Origin of the sequence: Rahnella sp. RcJ3 (assembly GCF_009498575.1) — a bacterium.
Taxonomy (GTDB): domain Bacteria; phylum Pseudomonadota; class Gammaproteobacteria; order Enterobacterales; family Enterobacteriaceae; genus Rahnella; species Rahnella aceris.
The window spans coordinates 106,280-123,121 of the sequence record NZ_QSNX01000012.1 but is presented as its reverse complement, the minus strand read 5'-3'; the positions used below and the strand labels follow the sequence as shown (position 1 = coordinate 123,121).

The window sequence follows — 16,842 nt, the reverse complement described above, 5'->3', positions numbered from 1 at the left end:
CAGTCATTAGTCATTTATTTACTTTTCAGCTAACGCTAACCAGGTCTGGACAACGGTATCCGGGTTGAGTGACAAACTGTCGATTCCTTCTTCCATCAGCCATTGCGCGAAGTCCTGATGATCTGATGGCCCCTGCCCGCAAATACCGACATATTTCCCCTGCTTCTTAGCGGCTTTGATTGCCATCGACAAAAGGGCTTTAACGGCTTCGTTTCGTTCATCAAAGAGTTCAGAAACCACGCCGGAATCACGATCCAGCCCCAGCGCAAGCTGCGTCATGTCATTAGACCCAATAGAGAATCCGTCGAAGTGCTCAAGGAACTGATCTGCAAGCAATGCATTTGACGGTATTTCACACATCATAATCACTTTCAGGCCATTTTCGCCCCGTTTCAGCCCCTGACTCGCCAGCTCTTTAACGACAGCTTCAGCCTGTGCCACGGTACGAACAAACGGGATCATCACTTCAACGTTAGTCAGCCCCATATCATTGCGCACGCGCTTCATGGCCTCACATTCCAGCGCGAAACAATCCCGGAAGCTGTCAGAGACATAACGACCCGCACCACGGAAGCCCAGCATCGGGTTTTCTTCGTGAGGCTCGTATTTTTCGCCGCCGACCAGATTGGCGTATTCATTCGATTTAAAATCGGACAAACGCACAATCACCCGTTTCGGCCAGAATGCAGCGCCGAGCGTCGCGATCCCTTCCGTCAGACGAGCCACATAATATTCACGCGGGCTGTCATAGCCCTGGATCATCTTATTGATGGTTTCCTGCAACTCCGCCGGCTGCTGATCAAACTCCAGTAATGCTTTGGGATGAACACCAATCATACGGTTAATAATGAATTCTAAACGCGCCAGCCCGACACCTTCATTCGGCAGACAGGCAAAGTCGAATGCGCGGTCAGGGTTACCGATATTCATCATGATCTTCAGCGGTAATTTTGGCAGCTCATCAATTTCAGAGCTCTGCACGGTGAAGTCCAGCTCATCCTGATAGACGTAACCGGTATCGCCTTCAGAACAGGAAACCGTCACTTTCTGGTTTTCTGTCAGTTTTTCAGTGGCATCACCACAACCGACTACCGCAGGAATACCCAATTCACGCGCAATGATGGCTGCGTGACAGGTACGCCCGCCGCGGTTGGTGACAATCGCCGATGCCTTTTTCATGATCGGCTCCCAGTCAGGGTCCGTCATGTCAGTTACCAGAATATCACCTGCCTTAACGTGGTGCATTTCGCTGATACTATGAATGATTTTTACCGGCCCGGCCCCAATGCGATGGCCGATAGCGCGGCCTTCAACCAACACTTTACTGCTGCCATTTAGCTGATAGCGTTCCATCACCTGACCGTTTGAACGAACTGTCTCCGGACGTGCCTGCACGATATAAAGGTTGCCGTTATGGCCATCTTTCGCCCATTCGATATCCATCGGACGACCATAGTGTTTTTCAATCAATAATGCCTGACGTGCCAGTGCCTGCACTTCGTCGTCCGTCAGGGAGAAACGGGTGCTCTGTTCAGCCGGCACATCTTCAATCTGAACCTGTTTGCCATGTTCCTGGCTCGGAGCATATACCATGCGAATTTTCTTCGAGCCCATCGTACGGCGGACAATAGAAGGCTTATTCTTTTCCAGCGTAGGTTTATGTACGTAAAACTCATCAGGGTTAACCGCCCCCTGAACGACCATTTCACCCAGACCATAAGCTGAGGTGATAAAGACCACCTGATCAAAACCCGACTCGGTATCAATGGTGAACATCACGCCTGCAGAAGCGAGATCAGAACGCACCATGCGCTGCACACCCGCAGACAGCGCCACGCCACGATGGTCGTAGCCCTGATGCACACGATAAGAAATGGCACGGTCATTAAATAAGGAAGCGTAAACATGTTTCACGGCGGTCAGTACAGCATCAAATCCCTGAACATTCAGGAAGGTTTCCTGCTGTCCGGCAAATGATGCGTCCGGCATGTCTTCGGCAGTTGCGGAAGAACGCACAGCGAATGACGCATCAGGCTCACCGTCGGAAAGCTGCTGATAGGCCTCGCGGATGGATTTCTCAAGTTCAGGCTGGAATGGCGTCTCAATGATCCACTCGCGGATTTGCATGCCCGCCTGAGTTAATTGCCCGATATCGTCAACATCCGTTTTATCCAGCAACTCATGAATACGGTGGTTGACACCGCTCTGATCGAGAAAATCATTGAATGCCTGAGAAGTCGTTGCAAAACCATTTGGAACTGAAACACCCAGATCAGACAAATTGGTGATCATTTCCCCGAGGGATGCGTTCTTGCCCCCGACTTTATCAACGTCCTTCATACCCAGTTGGTTGTACCAGATAACATTGCGTAAATCGGGATCGAGATGAGCCATGAAACAATCCTTTCTTATTTATTTACAGTAAAAGTCAGTAGGCGTGCAAACCGGTTGTCTAGTCATTGTCAGCGACGCTTTTTCTGTCATTTAACAACGCTGTCATTTTGAGATTAGCATAATGATCCATAAGAGATGGACAGGTGAATCGATCCAGCAAATCAAACTATTTTTGTTTAGGAAAATTCCACAGCAGCAAAATTACTTACGCGATGGAAATCAACAATATTCCTTATGAATCATGGAGAAGTTGCCTTTAGTTTCGAAACTAAATTAATGCTAACAGAGCTGCTGAAGCTCTGCTGAAGCAAATCAAAAAGCTGCGAGAAATCGTGGAAAATTTAAAATACCATTTCATTTATTACAGTCATTTTGCGCACTGTCTCGCAGCAATAAGCAGAACATTGCTGGCTGGAACGAATACGCTTTTTATTTCCTGAAATTATGGTTATTACTAAATAAGCGATAAGTTGAAGATAAATGAAGTGCGATAACTCAGGAGCAGTTTGTGGACAGATGCGTGTTTTACATTTCGGACGGTACCGCGATTACAGCAGAAGTTTTAGGCCATGCTGTGCTTTCACAATTTCCGGTAAATGCCACAACCTATTCACTCCCCTTTGTTGAAAGTGAAGAGCGCGCCAAAGCTGTCTGCCGGCAAATTAATGAAATTTTTGAGAAAACCGGTGCCCGCCCACTGGTGTTTTATTCCATCATTTCACCCAACATCCGCGACATCATTAAAAACAGTGAAGGTTTCTGTCAGGATATTGTTCAGTCGCTGGTCGCCCCCTTACAGAATGAGCTGGGCGTAGATCCTACCCCAATTGCCAACCGGACGCATGGCCTGACAGCCAGCAACATCAGCAAATACGATGCGCGCATTGCCGCGATTGATTACACGCTGGCCCACGACGACGGGATTTCCCTGCGCAACCTCGATCAGGCGCAGGTGATTTTACTGGGGGTCTCGCGTTGCGGTAAAACGCCGACCAGCCTTTATCTGGCATTACAGTTTGGTATCCGCGCGGCTAACTACCCATTTACCGCCGACGATATGGACAATATCCAGTTACCTGCCGCGTTAAAACCGCATATGCATAAGCTATTTGGCCTGACGATTGACCCGGAACGACTGACGGCAATTCGCCAGGAACGCGTTGAAAACAGCCGCTATGCATCTTTGCGCCAGTGCCGGATGGAAGTCTCTGAGGTAGAAGCCTTATTCCGCAAAAATCAGATCCGTTACCTCAACAGTACAAATTATTCTGTTGAGGAGATTTCGGCGAAGATCATGGACAGCTTCGGCATGAGTCGCCGGATGTTCTGAATCCTTTTACTGATGTAGATGGCATATCCTGCCGCCAATGGTTGAATTCATCGGGTTTTGCGTTATTGTGATCGGCATCACTTCCCGGTATTCCTGCCGCAGCGAAGAAACAAATTTTTCGAGAACACGATGTCACAAACAGATGAACTGCGTACGACGCGCATCGACAGCCTGATTACGCCTCAGGCACTGGCAGACAAACTGCCAATTTCCCCGTCGGTCGCACAACACGTGATGGAATCACGTAAACGAATTGAAAAGATTATCAGCGGTGAAGATCAGCGGTTGCTGGTCGTTGTCGGCCCCTGCTCAATCCACGATATAGAAGCGGCTATTGATTACGCGGGCAAGCTCAGCGTATTGCGTGAAAAGTATCAGGATCGCCTGGAAATCGTCATGCGTACGTACTTTGAAAAGCCACGCACCGTTGTCGGCTGGAAAGGCCTGATTTCAGACCCTGAACTGAACGGTTCCTGCCGTGTGAATGACGGTATTGAGCTGGCACGTAAAGTATTACTGACCGTCAACCAACTAGGCATCCCGACAGCGACCGAATTCCTTGATATGGTGATCGGACAATATATTGCCGACTTGATCAGCTGGGGTGCCATCGGCGCTCGCACCACCGAAAGTCAGATCCACCGCGAAATGGCCTCGGCACTTTCCTGCCCTGTTGGTTTTAAAAATGGCACTGACGGAAATACCCGCATCGCCATCGATGCTATCCGTTCGTCGCGCACCAGTCATATGTTCCTGTCACCGGACAAAAAGGGTCAGATGACCATTTACCGTACCGCCGGCAACCCTTACGGCCATGTGATTATGCGTGGAGGTAAAAAACCGAATTATCATGCGGATGACCTCGAACAAGCCTGCCTGAATCTGGCGGAATTCGATTTGCCGCAGCGGCTGGTGGTCGATTTCAGTCATGGCAACTGCCAGAAACAGCACCGTCGTCAGCTTGAGGTAGCAGAAGATATTTGCCAGCAAATCATCAGCGGTTCAACTGCCATTGCGGGCATCATGGCGGAAAGTTTCCTGGTTGAAGGCACACAGCCCATCGTTCACGGCAAACCTCTGATTTACGGCAAATCGATTACCGACCCATGTCTGAGTTGGGAAGACACCGAGACATTACTCTCAATGCTTGCGCAGGCAACAAACAGCCGGTTCTGATCACTTTGCTGTAACCTTCTTAAGGGCAACTTTGGTTGCCCTTTTTTGTGTCAGTAGCAGGCCTGGGGGCGTGTAACCCTCTGTCTGTTCTGATGCTTCTCCGCGCATCCCCTCCTGCTTCCCCTCTTAAATTAAGGGGTTAACGCCACAGAATTACATTCCAGCGACAAAAATCTTCTTGATGTGTTTAGGTAATGATTTGATAATGATTATCAAATTGATATTAATTCCCATTACCACACGTGTATTAAACGTACTCTTGCCATAAATATTTTTACAAATCATTCACATAACATCGCAAGCTTTATCCGCCAAAGAGCGGGTGACTTTAGACAACGAGGAAACAGCAATGCATTCAGTTCACTATCAGGACTATTTACAGGCAAAAGAAGCTAATCCCGGTAAATATGCCCGCGATCTGGCGGGAATTTTACGGATAAGCGAAGCTGAGTTAACGGCTTTACGTGTTTCCCATGATGCTGCGCGTCTGGATGTTGATGCCCGTAGCTTGCTGGCTGCTCTGGAGAATGTCGGTGGCACCAAGTCAATCACCCGTAACAACTTTGCCGTACACGAGCAGGAAGGTCGCTATGAGAATCAGCATCTCAGCGGTCACGCCGGTCTGATCCTTAATCCACGCGCGCTGGACCTGCGTTTGTTCCTGCAACACTGGCTGCACATTTTCAGCCTGTCAGAAACCACGGCCCGCGGCGTTCGCCACAGCATTCAGTTCTTCGATGCGCACGGTGATGCCGTTCATAAAGTGTATAACACCGATGAAACTGACATGGCAGCATGGGACGCGCTGATTGCGCAGTACAAAAGTGACGTCAATCCTCCGCTGCAAATTGAAGTCGCCCCTGAAGTTCCGGCTCCGACTACAGCCGCCGACACCAGCACTCTCGATGCTGAATGGCGTGCAATGACCGACGTTCACCAGTTCTTCCAGTTGCTGAAACGTCACGATGTCACCCGCCAGCAAGCGTTTAAAGCTGTCGGGGATGATCTGGCATGGCGCGTCGATAACGGCTCGCTGACGCGTTTACTGAATATCGCCAAAGATGACCAAAACGAAATCATGATTTTTGTAGGCAACCGGGGTTGCGTGCAAATTTTCACCGGTCCGATTGAAAAGGTCATGCCGCACGGTGAATGGATTAACGTCTTCAACAAACAGTTCACCCTGCATCTGGTGGAAAGTGCTATCGCGGAAAGCTGGATCACACGTAAGCCGACCAAAGACGGTTTCGTGACCAGCCTGGAGTTATTTGCCGCTGATGGTACGCAGATCGCGCAACTTTACGGTCAGCGTAACGAAGGCAATCCTGAACAAACTCAGTGGCGGGAACAACTGGCGCAACTTAGCAATGAAGGTGTTGCAGCATGAACAAAACCTTGAAAATGGTGGCCGCTATTACAGCATTGCTGGCGACCCCGATGCTGTATGCCGCTGAAAAGCTTGTCAGTATTGGCGGTGACGTTACCGAAATTGTTTACGCACTCGGTGCGGGCAACGAAATGGTTGCCCGCGACAGTACCAGTTTGCGTCCGCAGGCAGTACTGGCTCTGCCGGACGTCGGCTATATGCGCCAGCTCAATACTGAAGGGATTTTGTCTATGCACCCGTCGCTGGTGCTGAGCAGCGAACTGGCAGAACCCTCACTGGTGTTAAAACAGCTTGAGCAGAACGGCGTAAAAGTGGTGCGTGTGCCGGGGACACCTTCTGCGGACATCGTCCCGGATAAAATCGAAGTAATTGCCGCAGCGCTGAACCGTCAGGCGGAAGGTGAAAAACTGATCGCGACCTATCGTTCGCAGATTTCTGCTATTCAACACGATGCCCTGCCGGTAAAAATGTTGTTTGTGATGAGCCACGGTGGCATGTCATCTATGGCAGCAGGTCAGAATACTGCGGCAGATGCGATGATTACGTCTGTCGGGGCGAAAAATGCCATGCAGGGATTCAGTCGTTACCGTCCGCTGTCACAGGAAGGGGTGATTGCCGGTGCGCCGGATATCCTGCTACTGACCGCTGACGGAGTTAAAACCCTGGGTGGAATGGATCAGGTGTGGAAACTGCCGGGTGTTGCTATGACGCCTGCGGGCAAAAATAAGCGTGTGCTGGTCATCGATGATATGTCCCTGCTGGGCTTTGGTTTGCAAACACCTGCGGTGATGGCACAACTTCGTCAGGCTGCGGAACAAGCAAAATGAGTAGCATGAGCCCTCCGGTGCCGTCAGGTCGCCGTTCGCCAGTTTGGGCGATGATTGGCCTTGGCGGCGCTCTGCTGGTGCTGGCCGTGATGGCCGCGAATACCGGCGCGATGTCACTGTCGTTAAGGACGTTACTCGCACGTCCATTTGGCGATAGTTTATGGCAGGTCTGGCTGACAATCCGCCTTCCCCGCGTGCTGCTGGCTGTGGTAGTCGGTTGCGCGCTGGCCAGTTCCGGTGCGGTTATGCAGGGATTGTTTCGCAACCCGCTGGCGGACCCCGGCCTGCTTGGGATCAGCAGCGGCGCGGCGCTTGCGGTTGCCCTGACTATAGTGATGCCACTGGCATTGCCACCCTTGCTGGCCCTGTACAGCCATATGATCAGCGCATTTGCTGGCAGTCTGGCCATTTCAGCCATCGTCTTTACACTGAGTCGTTTCGGCCATGGTGGGTTATCGCGCTTACTGCTTGCCGGTATTGCCATCAATGCACTGTGCGGTGCCGCTGTCGGCGTGCTGACCTACGTCAGTGATGACCAGCAGTTACGCCAGTTCTCTTTGTGGAGCATGGGCAGTCTCGGGCAGGCGCAATGGCCGACACTGGCTGTGGCCTCTTCGCTGATCCTGCCAGCCTGTGTTGCGGCCCTGTTCATGGCGCGGCGCCTGAATATCCTGCAATTAGGTGAAGAAGACGCGCACTATCTCGGTGTGAATGTCCGCCGCACGCAGTTGCAATTATTGCTGCTGAGCGCCCTGCTGGTCGGGGCTGCTGTCGCGGTTTCTGGTGTGATCGGTTTTATCGGTCTGGTGATCCCGCACCTGTTGCGGATGCGTATTGGCGCAGACCACCGCTGGCTATTACCGGGATCGGCCATGGCGGGTGCCTGCCTGCTTTTGCTCGCTGACACGCTGGCCCGCACACTGGTTGCTCCGGCAGAAATGCCGGTGGGATTGCTCACCAGCCTGATTGGCGGGCCGTATTTCTTATGGCTGATCCTGCGCCCGGGAGTTCCGCGTAATGTCTGACTTTACTTCATCAATGGTTGCAGAAAATCTGACGTATTCCGTCAATAGCCGCCGGTTAATTGACGATGTTTCACTCAGCTTGCAAAGCGGAGAGATGGTGGCGTTGATTGGGCCAAACGGTGCCGGAAAATCAACACTGATGCGTATGCTGACCGGCTACCTGATGCCACAATCGGGGCAGATTTCGCTTCAGGGAAGGCAACTCAATGACTGGCCAGCACAGGAACTGGCGCGCACCCGGGCAGTTATGCGTCAGAACAGTACATTGGCGTTTGGCTTTAGCGTGCGGGAAGTACTGACACTCGGGCGTTCACCGCACGGTCAGCAAAATATGCAACGGGCACTGACTGAAGTCATGACGCAAACCGATTGTCTGAATCTGGCAGAAAGAGATTATCGCCATTTATCGGGGGGCGAACAGCAGCGGGTTCAACTGGCGCGGGTACTGATCCAGCTCTGGCAACCCGCCCCTTCCTCACGCTGGTTGTTTCTCGATGAACCTACATCGGCGCTGGATTTATATCATCAGCAACACGCGTTGCGTTTGCTGCGACAGCTAACCCGGCAAACGCCGCTGGCGGTATGTTGCGTGCTGCATGATCTCAATCTTGCGGCGTTGTATGCCGACCGGATTATTTTATTGCACGGCGGAAAAGTGGTCGCCAGCGGGACGCCCGTTGACGTACTGAGCGAGGCCATACTGAGCCGCTGGTATCAGGCCGATTTGAACGTCTGCCCGCATCCGGAAACCGCATTGCCGCAAGTTTTCTTACGCCAGTAGAGACGGTTCAATAAAAATGCCACATTCAGATGTGGCATTTTTTATCTCAGCTCGAACAAGATATTTCGAGGTGTTTTCCCCAGTCGGGTGGCAGTTTCGCCATTTCGTCATATTGAGGCGCATCGCTGTAAGGGTCACGCAATGCCTGGTGAAGTTGCTCCAGCGCACTGATATCATCCACTTCAGCCCTTTCGATGGCTTTCTGCGCCAGATAATTTCTCAAAATAATGCGTGGATTACTTTGTTTCATGGCGTCCTGCCGCGTGGCATCATCAATATCTTCCGTTTGTAAACGCTGACGATAAGCCTGATACCAGCTGTCAAAAGCGTCACGGTCGATGAATTCATCCCGTAAAGGCGACGCGGCCTGCTGTTGTTCTGTCTGGCTGAGCAACCTGAAAGTCTGCGTGAAATCCCGCCCCTCTTTCGCCATCAGACTTAGCAGCCCGGTGAGCAGATCGTTATCCTGTTTATTCTCGGTAAAGAAACCGAGTTTGCCGCGCATCAGCGTGCCATAGGCTCTCATCAGCGCCGGTTCATACTCGCCAAGTGCGGTCTGGAGCTGTTCCGTGGACATCAGGCCGGATAACGTTTGTGCCAGACGATGCAGGTTCCAGTAAGCCACCGCCGGCTGATTATCGTAGCTGTAACGCCCCTGATGATCGGAATGGTTGCAGATATAACCCGGCTGATAATCGTCGAGGAAACCGTAAGGGCCGTAATCGATAGTCAGTCCGAGAATCGACATATTGTCGGTATTCATTACGCCGTGTACAAACCCGATACTTTGCCATTGTGCAATCAGCGCAGCGGTTCGTTCCACCACACTGGTAAACCATTGCTGGTAGCGTGATGCGTCAACCGGCTCACTTTCCAGCAACCGGGGCCAGTGATGTGCGATGACATAATCTGCCAGTTGCCTGACATGTTCAGGCTGTTTGCGGTAGTAGAAGTGCTCGAAATGACCAAAGCGAACATGGCTTTCCGCCACGCGGATCAGCATCGCACCGCGCTCAGGCTGCTCGCGGAAAACCGGCTCATCACTGGTGGCAATCGTCAACGCCCGCGTTGTCGGCACCGATAAATGATGCAGCGCTTCCGAGGCGAGAAACTCACGCACGACAGAACGCAAAACCGCACGACCATCTCCCATTCGTGAGTAAGGTGTCAGCCCGGCCCCTTTCAGATGCCAGTCGAACCGTTTTCCGGAAGGTAAAACCTGTTCGCCCAGTAAAATACCCCGTCCGTCGCCCAGTTGTCCGGCCCACTGGCCGAACTGATGCCCGCTATAAACCTGAGCCAGAGGCTGCATACCGGGGAAGAGTTTTTCACCGCACCAGTATTCGCGATGCTGAGCATCGAAAAGCGAGTCATCCAGCCCCAGTTCACGCGCCAGTGGTTCGCTGTGATAAAGAAGCCGTGCGCCTTTTAGCGGCGTCGGTTGCAGTTGCGTGTAAAAGTCAGGCAACTGGTCAGCATAATGATGTTCAAATCGCAGCATAAATCCCCCTTTTTAATAGTGTAGGACTGCGGGACGTTAATTAACACGGAGCGAATGCAGGGAGATTATGACCTTGAGTGATAAAAAATCCCGGCACAGCAGGCGCTGGCCGGGATCCTGAGAGTGAAACAACCTGCGACGATCAGTGAAATTGGCTGGGCCGCACAAGCAGGCTGTCCAGTTCAGCGGGCTCAACACCAGGCCATAGCAAACCCTTCACCCCTTGTATTTCTACTTTGCGTAACGCATCAAAATAGTCCTGAGAGTCGAGCCCGTCGACCACGATATTACGGCAAAAACGGTTAACATTTCTTATCAGCGAGGGCATCACGATAGTGAAATGTTCACCCTCACAGAGCTGCCAGAAAAGATTTTTGTCGAGCTTCACCCACTGAAAAAGATGGTCAAAAACGGGCACCATGTTAATAGTGCCTGAGCCGAAGTTTTCCAGACAAAGCGGGAAATATTTTTTTAATGCAACCAGTTGCTGGTTATTTTTGCCTTCGGAAAGACGCGGAAACGACTCACTCAGATTAAGATGAATGAAAGTATGCATGCTGAACGCATTGCGGAGATTTTCATCTTCCAGCAATAAGGCCACCTGTTTTTCCTCAACACTGATATTCAAAATAACCTGATTATCGCTAAACCATCGGGCATGCTCACCCGCCCATATCTGTTGTTCATTAAGAAACCGTAATAACTGCTGCGGTGTTAACAGGTTCAGTACCAGTTCTGTGGGCATGACTAACTTGCTGTCTGCGCTGGAAAAACGGCAAATTAATTCTATGGCGAGTAATTTCCCGTCAATGGTATAGACCGGCTGGCACAGGTAGCTGCTGTTAAAGGCCGTATCGAATTGTATTTTCATTTTTGTCCAAAACATCAACGGCACGACTAATTGATTAATAACTTTTTTGACTATCAATCAGATCATAAAGATACCGGAGCCCCGAGGCGAAACCGAAATATTAGAGAAATTGATATCAATAAAGAGCCTATCCGGTTGTAAGTGTACAGAGACGACCACACGAGCGGCTGCGATTCAAAGTTTTTAAAAACGCCTTTCCCTTATTGCCTTCTTTTTAGGGGTTATAACAGTCAACACAGGGATTTCAGACTAATCTTATCGCCAGAGGTGAAAACACGCAACTTGCCTTGTGAGCGCTATCAATCCTTTTTCAACAAGAATTCCTGCTTTGTTTTGTGCTAATGCCCAAAAAGCATGTTACTAAATATTTTAGCTAATGGTTATAGTGACTTATGGAATATTGCGCAAGTGACGGGATTCACAACCGGGCTTTTAAGAATGATGAGTAATTTTGCTAAGGTAATAATAAACCGGAGGTTATTCGTCATCATCACCGACCTCCGGCATTCTCAACTTTACTGGATACAACGCACCAGCCAGTTTTGCAGTTCAGTGAGTTCAGCCTGCATCGCCGGATATCGGATAATGATGCGCTGGCAGGCTTGCCCGACGTCCTGCGCGTGATAGCGCGTGCCTGCCAGCTCCGCAGCTAATCTCTGTAACGGTGCGGGATTAAGGCTGTCGGTGAAAATCTGCGCACGGCTGATGTTGCCCTTCTCCACATCAAAGTGAATATCCACCCCGCCCCAGATAAACCGTTCGTTCAGTAAATGGCTGAAGGCCGGTGCTTTGCCGAAATTCCATTCCCAGCTGCTTTGTTTAGCAAATCTTTCGGGGAATCCCGGAATGTCAGGAAACACTTCCGGAGAGATGATTTCAGGTTTTACATTCCCACCATACCAGTCGAAAAATGCCGCAATCACGGCCTGGCAAATTTGCTCATGATTGATATCCGGCACAAACTCATTGAGATTCGCGACCCTCGAACGCACCGAAGTGATCCCTTTTGCCTGCAACTTTTTGACGTCCGGATTGAGATAGTTGGCGAGACGGCTGAGATCGGCATTAAGCAGTAACGTGCCGTGATGGAAGCCGCGGTCGGCTGTTTCACGATAGGCGGAACCGGAAATTTTCCGCTCGCCTTCCGGCGTCTGTACCACCAGATCGTTACGACCCGAGGCAGTAGCATCGATACCCAGCGTTTTTAGTGCGTTGAGAATAATGCCGGTTGAAATGCTTTTATCGTATTCCGGTTTACCCGCCATGAAGGTGAAGCAGGTATTCCCGAGATCGTGAAAAACCGCCCCGCCGCCACTGCTGCGCCGCGCCAGACGAATGCCGTCTTCTTCCATTCTGCGGGTATTGCATTCTTTCCACGGATTCTGCGCCTGCCCGATAACCACGGTTTCGGAATTTCGCCAGAGGAATAACACACGCTGCGTGGTCATCTCGCGGAAAATACAATCTTCTACGGCCAGATTGAACCAGGGATCGTAAGAATCGGAAAGTAATAGTCTGAGAGGTTTCATTGCATATTCATCCTGAATGAGTCTGCTTTGATAATAACAGCAAAAAACAGGATGAAATACGCAGTGAAATCAGGGGGAATGCGATTGGGCACCGTGTCAGATACGGCGCGCCTGCCAGTACACTTTTCGCCAGTAAACGTTGTCGAGTGAAGAACGGGTCACGCCCTGGCTGGTCGAGGCATGAATAAACTGATCGGCAGTATCATAAATACCGACATGCAAACCATTTTCACCGCTGCCGGTTTTGAAGAAGACTAAGTCGCCGGGCAACAATTCATCACGTGGCACTTTGGTGCCAATTTTGGTCTGGTCGGCGGTCGTTCTCGGCAGCACGACGCCAAACCGATCGCGGTAAGTGCGGAAGACAAAACCAGAACAGTCAACGCCGCTCGGTTGTAATCCGCCGTAACGATACGGGGCACCGTGCCATTGGCTGAGCTGGTCGTTAAGCTCGGCCACGACAGTAATAGAATCGGCAAACCTGCCGCTTGGCGGCGGAGCGTGGCTGCTGCAACCGTTAAGAATTAATGCGGCAACGGCCAGCAGGGAATACATGGATACGGATGAGCAGCGCATAGTGCATTCCTTCTCGAATAGCATCACGGCCTGACCAGACGCGAAGGTTTACGCGCGCCGGATAAGTCGCCGTTATCTAAGAACTAATAGAATTTAGCGCTATTTTATCCGTCATCCAATGTTTAATGATGTTTTTTATCGTCATAAAAATCATTCAATGGGATTTTTTTACCGGTTTACTGTGGATAAGCCAGACACCTGACAGGATAAGCAACCCGCCAATTGTTTTACTTAAGCTGATGCTTTCATTGAACCAGGGCAGCGTTACTGCGGCAATATACACCAGCGCATAACTCAGACTCAGTAAGGTATACGCCCGGTTGAGTGGCAGGTAACGCAAGGCAAAGAACCAGCATCCCATCGATAATATATAGCCACACAGCCCCATAAAAACGGCAATCAGGGCATGTAAATGGCTAACAATAAAGGGAGTATCTATAGCGGCCAGTGAAAACAACGGGATCTGCACTATGCCCCATTTCATCAGTAATTGTGCCGCCGTTACCAGCAAAACACTTCCCGCACTCCACAGGTATCCTTTCATAAGCTGACACTCATTAGTGCAATACCACACATGATCAGTGCGACGCCGCACCAGTGGCGGCCATCGACAACTTCACCGAAGAACCAGCGGGCACACAGCGTGATCAAGACGAAATTCAGGCTGAGCATCGGATAAGCCAGGCTCAGCGGCAATAATTGCAATACACGTAACCATAACAGCATGGCGATACCGAGCAACAATATCGCCAGCCCGAGCCAGCGTAAAACTCTCGCCATGCCATGCGCAGCAACCTGTGCGGCCTGCTTCTGACAAAGCTGACCGGCACAGGTGACAACGCTGACGACAAGAACCAGAAGGAAACCGGTCATGGCAGTTTTTTGTAGAATAACAGTGCCTGACGGTCGATCCGCACCGTTTGATCCGCAGGAGGCAGAGAGGATTTCACCGCAGCATTACGGTCAAGTCTGAGGATCAGAGAAACATTTCCTGCCTGACGCGCTTGTTGCAGCCACTGTGAGAAATGTGCCGCATCGACAAAATTGTCTTTGGCATCCGGATAGCTCAAACCGTATTGCAGCTCACCCTTTTCATCAAACATCAGAATATCGCTGCGCTTGAGTGTCCACGCAACTGCGGTTGCCACACCGACGTTATCTGTCAGCACATAACGACTGTCTTTCAGCAACGCCATATTTTGCGTCAAAAAGGGCTGTGGCTGTTTGGAATCCATCACTTTTTTCGGAATAGCCTGTCCGGCCAGCAATGCCAGCACCAGCGGGCAAAGGGCAGCCCAATACCAGCGCTTTTTCAAATCCGTCAGCGACACTGCGCCAGCCAGCGCCCACACGGCAAAACACAGAATACCGATCAGGGCATGCGGCAACTCAGAACGACTGAACACGGCTTTGATGTGGAAAGGTAATATGCCGGAGATCAACAGAACTGCCACGGCCAGCAACACACCAAACACGATGTTGAGGGTCCCATTGGCTTTCAGTGCACGTAATTTTCCTGACTCAAGGATCTTATCTAAATAATCCGCCATCAGCAGGGCAAGCGGCGCAAAGCACGGCAAAATGTAAGTCGGCAATTTACCTTTAGCAATGCTAAAGAAAATCAGCGGCATGATTGTCCAGCTCAGCAGGAAGAACAATTCCGGACGCACGACGCGTTGAGTCCAGCCCGCCCGCAAAGCTCCCGGTAACAACCCGAGCCATGGCAGCGCCCCCAGAAACAGCACCGGCAGGTAATACCAGAAAGGTGCCTTGTGCTGAGCATCAGCCTCAGCAAAACGCTGAATATGCTCAACCCAGAAGAAGTAGTTCCAGAAGTCCGGCTCCCGGTGTGCTATCGCCAGCACCCACGGCAGGCTCAGTACCGCCGCACTCACAATCGCCAGGGGCCCCCAGCCAAGCAGGGTTTTGAAACGCTTTTCGCGCCAGATAATCGGCAGAACCGCAATAACCGGTAACGCCAGCGCCAGAAAGCCTTTGGTCATAAAACCCATACCACAGGCCAGCCCGAGTGCAATCCAGCTCAGGGCTTTTTGCGGTGTACGCGATACCCGCAGGCAGAAATAGCTTGCGACCATTGCGGCCGTCATCCACAGCGTGATCATCGGATCCATCACACTGTAAGTCCCGATGCCGAAAACCAACGTCATGGACAGATAAATCAATGCCGCAGTGTAAGCCGTCTGGCGGTTGCGCCACATAAGATGCGCCAGCCAGAACACTAAAATCGCGCTAAGCGCCGTGCTGAATACCGATCCAAAACGCACGGCAAAGTTGCTGTCGCCAAAAATCATCTGGCTGATATTGTTAAACCAGTAACCCGCGACGGGTTTCTCAAAATAGCGTAACCCGAGAAGATGTGGCACAACCCAGTCGCCGCGCTGAAGCATTTCGCGGCTGATTTCTGCATAACGGGTTTCATCGGGTTGCCATAAGAGACGGGTGTTAAGAGGAACAAGGTAAACCAGGGCAAAGAACACCAAAATCAGCGTGCCCCACAGGCCTTTAATTGTTTTCGACATCAGGAAAAACCTTCTTGCTGACAGCCTAACCAGCCTTCCCGACCCGGGAAACTGGCGCGAACCACTTTGCCTCTTGGCAATGTACTGAGATCTTGCGGCAGCAACTCACCCAGCGCGCAAAACTGGATCCCCTGCGCAGACGCACGGGTTAACAATTCATCGAACTGTTTAGCCAGTGACATGCCTTCCACTTCGGCATGAATGGTATAAACCGGTACACCATGATCTTTCGCAATAGCATCAAGAATAAAGTCGTTGAAGTTATCGGCGTTAATCTCGCCGCCAGCCACTTCGTCATAAGTGGGTAACGTCACGGGAATCTGCACAGCGCCCAGTGTTCCGTTTTCCAGTACCGGCAGGAAAGGTCGCGTTCCGCGGCAATCACTGTTGTAGTAAAAGTGGAAACGTTCTTTGACTTCGATAACCCGCTCATCGGCACGCCAGCCTGCTACGGCCGAACATTCGACATCATGGCCCAAACTTTTTTCGAGCGCATCCAGCCCCAGGCGGATTTGTTCTTCCAGCTGTTTCTCGGACCATTTCCCGACTTTTGCCTGCCAGCCCTGATGATCCCAGGCGTGCAGCCCGACTTCATGCCCGCGTTTTGCGGTTTCTTTCATCAGATAACCGAGATCACGCGCGATAAGTTTACCCGGCCACGCGGTGCCTGCCAGTAAGATATCCCAGCCGTAAAGAGACGCCGCATTAGAGCGCAGCATTTTCCACAGGAAGCGCGGTTTAAGCAGGCGCCATAAATGACGCCCCATATTATCCGGGCCAACGCTGAAGAAGAAACTGGCAGTAATTTTATGATTTGCAAGAGTTTGCAGAAGCTGAGGGACACCCTCGCGGGTGCCACTCCAGGTATCCACATCAATGCGCAGACCCACTTTCTTCATGACGGG

15 protein-coding genes are annotated in these 16,842 nt (G+C 51.2%); 6 read left to right on the top strand and 9 right to left on the bottom strand.

What is annotated here, in order from left to right; translation table 11 throughout:
- Nucleotides 1-18: 18 nt before the first annotated feature.
- Nucleotides 19-2,394: a phosphoenolpyruvate synthase gene (gene ppsA / locus DXU84_RS16770; RefSeq protein ID WP_153376259.1), complete on the bottom strand. Its 2,376-nt coding sequence runs from the start codon at nt 2,392-2,394 to the stop codon at nt 19-21.
- A gap of 508 nt (nt 2,395-2,902) precedes the next feature.
- Here ppsA and DXU84_RS16765 point away from each other — a divergent pair.
- The 6 genes from DXU84_RS16765 to DXU84_RS16740 all read left to right on the top strand — a co-directional run bounded on the left by DXU84_RS16765 (nt 2,903) and on the right by DXU84_RS16740 (nt 8,920).
- Entirely contained in the window at nt 2,903-3,724 is an 822-nt protein-coding gene (locus DXU84_RS16765; protein ID WP_013576108.1) for a pyruvate, water dikinase regulatory protein, read from the top strand.
- Nucleotides 3,725-3,853: 129 nt separating this feature from the next.
- The gene (locus tag DXU84_RS16760) at nt 3,854-4,900 is read left to right on the top strand and encodes a 3-deoxy-7-phosphoheptulonate synthase (RefSeq protein ID WP_013576109.1); all 1,047 of its coding nucleotides are present in this window, start codon (nt 3,854-3,856) and stop codon (nt 4,898-4,900) included.
- Between the two features lie 349 nt (nt 4,901-5,249).
- Entirely contained in the window at nt 5,250-6,287 is a 1,038-nt protein-coding gene (locus tag DXU84_RS16755) for a hemin-degrading factor (protein WP_013576110.1), read from the top strand.
- Entirely contained in the window at nt 6,284-7,114 is an 831-nt protein-coding gene (locus DXU84_RS16750; protein WP_013576111.1) for a hemin ABC transporter substrate-binding protein, read from the top strand. Before DXU84_RS16755 ends, DXU84_RS16750 begins: the two co-directional genes overlap by 4 nt.
- A complete protein-coding gene (locus DXU84_RS16745) occupies nt 7,111-8,139 on the top strand; it encodes an iron ABC transporter permease (RefSeq protein WP_013576112.1) in 1,029 nt (342 codons plus the stop codon). Before DXU84_RS16750 ends, DXU84_RS16745 begins: the two co-directional genes overlap by 4 nt.
- On the top strand, nt 8,132-8,920 hold the full coding sequence (locus DXU84_RS16740; protein WP_013576113.1) for a heme ABC transporter ATP-binding protein: 789 nt from the start codon (nt 8,132-8,134) through the stop codon (nt 8,918-8,920). Before DXU84_RS16745 ends, DXU84_RS16740 begins: the two co-directional genes overlap by 8 nt.
- 46 nt (nt 8,921-8,966) lie before the next feature.
- Here the strand turns inward: DXU84_RS16740 and DXU84_RS16735 are convergent, their stop codons facing one another.
- The 8 genes from DXU84_RS16735 to arnD all read right to left on the bottom strand — a co-directional run bounded on the left by DXU84_RS16735 (nt 8,967) and on the right by arnD (nt 16,836).
- The gene (locus DXU84_RS16735) at nt 8,967-10,421 is read right to left on the bottom strand and encodes a YdiU family protein (protein ID WP_153376257.1); all 1,455 of its coding nucleotides are present in this window, start codon (nt 10,419-10,421) and stop codon (nt 8,967-8,969) included.
- A 142-nt stretch (nt 10,422-10,563) separates the two neighbouring features.
- Nucleotides 10,564-11,292 (bottom strand): EAL domain-containing protein, encoded by a 729-nt coding sequence (locus DXU84_RS16730; protein WP_037035304.1) that lies wholly within the window; start codon nt 11,290-11,292, stop codon nt 10,564-10,566.
- Between the two features lie 515 nt (nt 11,293-11,807).
- Nucleotides 11,808-12,821 (bottom strand): lipoate--protein ligase A, encoded by a 1,014-nt coding sequence (locus tag DXU84_RS16725; protein ID WP_121019047.1) that lies wholly within the window; start codon nt 12,819-12,821, stop codon nt 11,808-11,810.
- A gap of 96 nt (nt 12,822-12,917) precedes the next feature.
- On the bottom strand, nt 12,918-13,397 hold the full coding sequence (locus tag DXU84_RS16720; RefSeq protein WP_013576118.1) for an NlpC/P60 family protein: 480 nt from the start codon (nt 13,395-13,397) through the stop codon (nt 12,918-12,920).
- Nucleotides 13,398-13,551: 154 nt separating this feature from the next.
- Entirely contained in the window at nt 13,552-13,941 is a 390-nt protein-coding gene (arnF, locus tag DXU84_RS16715) for a 4-amino-4-deoxy-L-arabinose-phosphoundecaprenol flippase subunit ArnF (RefSeq protein ID WP_013576119.1), read from the bottom strand.
- Nucleotides 13,938-14,270: a 4-amino-4-deoxy-L-arabinose-phosphoundecaprenol flippase subunit ArnE gene (gene arnE, locus DXU84_RS16710; protein ID WP_013576120.1), complete on the bottom strand. Its 333-nt coding sequence runs from the start codon at nt 14,268-14,270 to the stop codon at nt 13,938-13,940. Before arnE ends, arnF begins: the two co-directional genes overlap by 4 nt.
- Nucleotides 14,267-15,937, bottom strand: coding sequence for a lipid IV(A) 4-amino-4-deoxy-L-arabinosyltransferase (gene arnT / locus DXU84_RS16705; RefSeq protein ID WP_112152171.1), 1,671 nt, complete (start codon nt 15,935-15,937; stop codon nt 14,267-14,269). The genes arnE and arnT overlap by 4 nt, the downstream gene beginning before the upstream one ends.
- Complete coding sequence (arnD, locus tag DXU84_RS16700) at nt 15,937-16,836, bottom strand: 4-deoxy-4-formamido-L-arabinose-phosphoundecaprenol deformylase (RefSeq protein WP_153376255.1); 900 nt, start codon at nt 16,834-16,836, stop codon at nt 15,937-15,939. Before arnD ends, arnT begins: the two co-directional genes overlap by 1 nt.
- Nucleotides 16,837-16,842 lie beyond the last annotated feature (6 nt).

Excerpts from the sequence above, each read along its gene's own strand:
- ppsA (WP_153376259.1), bottom strand. The coding sequence starts at position 2,394 with ATGGCTCATCTCGATCCCGATTTACGCAATGTTATCTGGTACAACCAA.
- DXU84_RS16760 (WP_013576109.1), top strand. The coding sequence starts at position 3,854 with ATGTCACAAACAGATGAACTGCGTACGACGCGCATCGACAGCCTGATT.
- DXU84_RS16755 (WP_013576110.1), top strand. The coding sequence starts at position 5,250 with ATGCATTCAGTTCACTATCAGGACTATTTACAGGCAAAAGAAGCTAAT.
- DXU84_RS16750 (WP_013576111.1), top strand. The coding sequence starts at position 6,284 with ATGAACAAAACCTTGAAAATGGTGGCCGCTATTACAGCATTGCTGGCG.
- DXU84_RS16745 (WP_013576112.1), top strand. The coding sequence starts at position 7,111 with ATGAGTAGCATGAGCCCTCCGGTGCCGTCAGGTCGCCGTTCGCCAGTT.
- DXU84_RS16740 (WP_013576113.1), top strand. The coding sequence starts at position 8,132 with ATGTCTGACTTTACTTCATCAATGGTTGCAGAAAATCTGACGTATTCC.
- DXU84_RS16735 (WP_153376257.1), bottom strand. The coding sequence starts at position 10,421 with ATGCTGCGATTTGAACATCATTATGCTGACCAGTTGCCTGACTTTTAC.
- DXU84_RS16730 (WP_037035304.1), bottom strand. The coding sequence starts at position 11,292 with ATGAAAATACAATTCGATACGGCCTTTAACAGCAGCTACCTGTGCCAG.
- DXU84_RS16725 (WP_121019047.1), bottom strand. The coding sequence starts at position 12,821 with ATGAAACCTCTCAGACTATTACTTTCCGATTCTTACGATCCCTGGTTC.
- DXU84_RS16720 (WP_013576118.1), bottom strand. The coding sequence starts at position 13,397 with ATGCGCTGCTCATCCGTATCCATGTATTCCCTGCTGGCCGTTGCCGCA.
- arnF (WP_013576119.1), bottom strand. The coding sequence starts at position 13,941 with ATGAAAGGATACCTGTGGAGTGCGGGAAGTGTTTTGCTGGTAACGGCG.
- arnE (WP_013576120.1), bottom strand. The coding sequence starts at position 14,270 with ATGACCGGTTTCCTTCTGGTTCTTGTCGTCAGCGTTGTCACCTGTGCC.
- arnT (WP_112152171.1), bottom strand. The coding sequence starts at position 15,937 with ATGTCGAAAACAATTAAAGGCCTGTGGGGCACGCTGATTTTGGTGTTC.
- arnD (WP_153376255.1), bottom strand. The coding sequence starts at position 16,836 with ATGAAGAAAGTGGGTCTGCGCATTGATGTGGATACCTGGAGTGGCACC.